The sequence below is a fragment of the Nocardiopsis lucentensis DSM 44048 genome, assembly GCF_000341125.1.
Classification (GTDB): Bacteria; Actinomycetota; Actinomycetes; order Streptosporangiales; family Streptosporangiaceae; genus Nocardiopsis; species Nocardiopsis lucentensis.
Genome location: NZ_ANBC01000257.1, coordinates 299 through 4,942 on the forward strand (window position 1 = coordinate 299; position 4,644 = coordinate 4,942).

3 protein-coding genes are annotated in these 4,644 nt (G+C 70.3%); 1 reads left to right on the forward strand and 2 read right to left on the reverse strand.

The window, feature by feature from the left end; genetic code table 11:
- Positions 1 to 46 precede the first annotated feature (46 nt).
- Both D471_RS0108735 and D471_RS0108740 read right to left on the reverse strand, forming a co-directional pair.
- Complete coding sequence (locus tag D471_RS0108735; protein ID WP_017598268.1) at positions 47 to 1,480, reverse strand: hypothetical protein; 1,434 nt, start codon at positions 1,478 to 1,480, stop codon at positions 47 to 49.
- Positions 1,481 to 1,841: 361 nt separating this feature from the next.
- Entirely contained in the window at positions 1,842 to 2,852 is a 1,011-nt protein-coding gene (locus tag D471_RS0108740) for a YihY/virulence factor BrkB family protein (RefSeq protein WP_017598269.1), read from the reverse strand.
- Between the two features lie 403 nt (positions 2,853 to 3,255).
- Here D471_RS0108740 and D471_RS33585 point away from each other — a divergent pair.
- Positions 3,256 to 4,644, forward strand: a 1,389-nt coding sequence (locus tag D471_RS33585) for a nitrite/sulfite reductase (RefSeq protein ID WP_017598270.1), incomplete at its 3' end; no start/stop codon positions are given.

Consider the following 4,644-nt stretch of genomic DNA (forward strand, 5'->3'; position numbering starts at 1 on the left):
CGCTTCTTGGGGGACATCCGTCTCCTTTCCTATCTTCGTTGTGTACTCATTGAGGGGGAATGGCATAGAGGTGGTCGTCATGGAGCACGACCGCGTTGTCGCCGAGCAGTCCCTGTGGCCGCTCGGCTCCTTCGGGGAGGTCGGAGACCGTGCCGTCCGCGCGAACCGCCACGGAGCGCCCGTCCAGTTCACCGAAGACCTGGTCGCCGACGGCGATCTCCGCTGCGAAGCCCGGCACGACGGAGCCGTCGCCGCTCTCCAGGTCGACCACGGTCGGGCCGTAGGAGGCCGTCCGTGTGCCGATCGGCCAGGACGCGTATCCCGCACCCTCGAGGTCGGAGGCGTCGACCTCGATCGCGGCGACCACGGCGCCGTTCTGACCGTCGTGGAAGGCCATGTGGCTTCCGTCGCCTTCGGCGGAGCGCCAGAGGACGATGACGTACTCCCGCAGGGCGGTGAGCACCCGGTCCATCTCGCCCGCCCCTTCCGGACGCTGGGCGTGGACCTCGGTCGAGCCTCCGTCCGGGTCGACCCACACCCAAGGGCCGTCCACGACCGCGGTGAGGACGCGATCACCCTCGGCCAGCATGGAGGCCGCGCCCCCGGGAACCTCGACCTCCCGGAGCTCACCGCCCACGGGAACGAAGTCGTCCTCGTCCGTGCGCACGAGCACGGACTCACCGGCGTACTGAGCCACCGCGTCGTCGGGCAGGTCGACGCGATCGGGGGCGCCGCCCTCCTCCGACCAGAACAGCAGGGCGTCGGCGGTCTCCAACACGACGGCGGGGGCACCGTCGTATCGCACGATGTGCGGGATGCCCAAGGACTCTCCCGTCTCCACGGGGAGGTCGGCCGCCCAGAGGCGCTCACCCTCGGCGTCGTACAGATGGAGTTGGTCCCCGGGAGCGATCACGGACAGCAGTTCGCCGTCCCTGCTGACCCTCGGCTCGGTCCCGGGCGCCACCTCGGCGTCGAACACGACGGTCCCGGCGAAGCCGGGGGGCGCGGGCCACGGCAGTGGTTCGGCGGCCTCCTCCGTGCCCCCGCTCGCGGGGGTGGCCGGTGCCTCCGGAAGGAAGCGCAGGGTCAGGGCGCCCGCGCCGACGATCAGGGCCAGCGCGAGTACGGCGGCCCCGGCGATCAGCGGGACCCGCCCGCGCCGACCGCGCCGTCCCTCCTCGGGGCGGGGGGCCTGTGGACGGCCGGGTTCGACCGTGTCGGCGGCCTGCACCACACCGTCGGGGGTGGCGACCAACCGCCAGAAGCCGTTGGCGTCACGGGCGTCGACGAGCACCGGCCGTCCGATCCCGGCGGCGTAGCCGGTGGCGACGTCCAGCGCCGCGCGTCTGGTCTCCCGAGGTGCCTGACCGGTGACGATCTGGCGGTGCCCCTCGATGGAGATCTCCGCGCTCCGCTCGTCGGGAGCGATGACGATGACGACGGTGGGCCGGGAGTGCTCCGGTCGGGACGCCCGGCTCATGGTGCCTCCGAAGGCATGGGAAAGGTGAACCTGTTCGTGTGAGGGGTGACGGGTGACCTCGATCAGCTATGACGGTGGCTCGCGGCCTGGGGCCGCCAGGGGGCGCGTGTTGGTGAACACGTCGTCACTGCTGCACGAGATGATACTGACCGCCGGTGACCGTGCCGGATCGGGATGTGGATGGGGAATTCGGTCAATGGTGGCCGCGGCAGCGGAGGCGCGCCGCGCATTTCTGCCATGACCTGCACATTCTCCTCTTCCCAGGGTCCAACACACGCCTCCAGAACATCCTCGACGGTGGATTGGACACCTGGGGAGGGCATTTGGTTCACACCGAAAATGGCCGGATCCGGCCAGCCCGTCAGCGGCCGTTCGCCTCGGAGATGGTGTCGATGACCGCCTTCTCCCGCCGCCGGACCAGGCGGTCGGCGCGTTCGAAACCGCGGTCGGCGATCTCCGCCCGCGCCGAGGCGGTGCGCACGGTCGGCCACATCGCGTCGATCTCGGAGTTGAGCGAGGAGCCGGCGAGGACCGCGACGGCCATGACGTAGAGCCAGGCCAAGATGGCGATCGGCGCGGCGAGGGACCCGTAGATGCTCACATCCCCCAGGGAGGCGTCCAGGTAGGCGCGCAGTCCGGCGGAACCGCCCATCAGCACGACCGTGGCGAGTAGCGCTCCGGGCAGGTGGCGCCACGGGGGTGTGCGCACCGGGACGCTGAGCGCGTACAGGAGTGTGACGGCGGTCGTGGCGAGCAGGCCGACCACCGGCCAGTAGAAGTGGTTGAGCCGCCCCACCGTCGCCGGGAGCAACTGGTGGACCAGGTCGGGGCCGGCGACGAGGACCGGTAGCACCAGGATCGCGAACAGCAGGCCGCCCAGGTAGGCGACGAAGGCCAGGATGCGCTGGCGCAACCACCCCCGGAGTTCGTCGAGTCCGTAGGCGATGGTGATGGAGCGGATGAACACGTTCATCGCCCGCGACCCCGACCACAGCGACACCAGGAAGGTCACCGACAGGAGGCCGCCGCGCACCCCGCCGAGGAAGTCGTCGACGAGCGGTTCCACGACCGTGCTCACGGTGTCCGGGGTCAGCGCGCGGGCCGCCAGGTCCAGCATCCACAGGCGGATCTCCTCGACCATGTCCGGCCCGAGCACCGCCGCCAGCGGCCCCAGGGCGCCCAGGAGGCACAGCAGGAGCGCGGGCAGGGAGATCAGGGAGAAGAAGGCGGACTCGGCGGCCAGGCCGAACACCCGGTACCGGGAGAACGAGCGGATCGTGCGCAGGAACAGCAGGATGGCACCATGCGTGAACGAGTGCCGACGCAACCACGCGTCGATCGCGCCCCACAGGCTCTCCCAGAATCCCACCACGGGAAGAACGTTAGCGGCCGCGTGGGCTCGGGCGCCCGCCCCGGCACCGCCCGGGAGTGACGTGACTCACGTGCGGACGTGGCGAACGTGCCTGGACAAGGGGCCGGACCGCGTGCCATTCTCGATGCATGATCGCTGCTCTGGACCCCATGCTCTGCGTGCGCCGCCACGTGGACTTCCTTCGGGTCCGTAGCGCCATCTGTTGCAGCGTCGGTTGATCTCGCCGCCTTTGTGACGCACCCGTTGTTCAGGGGTGCGCGCGGCCCCGGCGCTCGCCCTCTTCGATTCCCACACCCGTGGTTCTCCACCCGTCCGCCCAGCACGACGACGTGCGGCGCGATCGGGCCAGCGGTGCGGGCGCCGGGCCCGTGAGCACTCCGCGACCCTATCGGAGACACCCGCGATGCCTCCCTCTTCCGCGCAGCCAGGCAAGTCCGCGACGGCGGCCAAGCCCCGCCGCCGCCGCCGCCGTGGCGAGGGCCAGTGGGCCCTCGGCTACCGCGAGCCGCTGAACAAGAACGAGGAGAACAAGAAGAACGACGACGGACTCAACGTCCGCGACCGGATCATCAACGTCTACTCCAAGGCGGGATTCGACTCGATCGATCCCGCCGACCTTCGCGGGCGGTTCCGCTGGTACGGGCTCTACACCCAGCGCGCCCCCGGTATCGACGGCGGCAAGACCGCCGTGCTGGAGCCCGAGGAACTCGACGACCGCTACTTCATGCTGCGGATCCGCATCGACGGCGGTCAGCTGTCGGTGGCCCAGCTGCGCGCGGTCGCTGAGATCTCCCGTGACTATGGGCGCGACACCGCCGACATCACCGACCGGCAGAACGTCCAGCTGCACTGGGTGCGGGTGGAGGACGTCCCCGCCATCTGGGAGAAGCTGGAGTCGGTGGGCCTGTCCACCACGGAGGCCTGTGGCGACACCCCGCGCGTGATCCTGGGCTGTCCCCTCGCGGGCGTGGCCGAGGACGAGGTCCTGGACGCCACGCCGGAGGTGCACCAGGTCTACGACGACCACATCGGCAGCCCCCTGTTCTCCAATCTGCCGCGCAAGTTCAAGTCGTCGATCTCCGGGTGCTCGTCGTACTGCACCAACCACGAGATCAACGACGTGGCCTTCGTCGGTGTGCGCGACGAGGCCGGTGAGGCGGGCTACGACCTCTTCGTGGGCGGCGGCCTGTCCACCAACCCGATGTTCGCCAAGCGCCTGGGCACGTTCGTCCGCCCCGACCAGGTCAGCGAGGTGTGGGCCGGGGTCTGCTCGGTCTTTCGCGACTACGGCTTCCGCCGTCTGCGCACCCGCGCACGGATCAAGTTCCTCATCAAGGAGTGGGGCCCGGAGAAGTTCCGCCAGGTACTGGAGGAGGAGTACCTGGGCTACGCGCTGGCGGACGGCCCTGCGCCGGAGCTGGACCCCGGGTTGGAGCGCGACCACGTGGGCGTGCACCGCCAGCGTGACGGGAAGTTCTACGTCGGCTTCGCACCGAAGGTGGGCCGGGTGTCGGGCAGCACGCTGCTACGCGTCGCCGACATCGCCGAGGCGCACGGGTCGGACCGCGTCCGCACCACCGCCGACCAGAAGCTGGTCATCCTCGACGTGGCCGGGGACCGGGTCGACTCGATCAGCGCCGCTTTGGAGGCCGAGGAGCTCCAGGTCCGGCCGAGCACGTTCCGCCGCCAGACCATGGCGTGCACGGGCATCGAGTTCTGCAAGCTGGCGATCGTGGAGACCAAGGGCCGCGCCGCGTCCCTCATCGACGAGCTGGAGAAGCGGCTCCCCGAC

Excerpts from the sequence above, each read along its gene's own strand:
- D471_RS0108735 (WP_017598268.1), bottom strand. The coding sequence starts at position 1,480 with ATGAGCCGGGCGTCCCGACCGGAGCACTCCCGGCCCACCGTCGTCATC.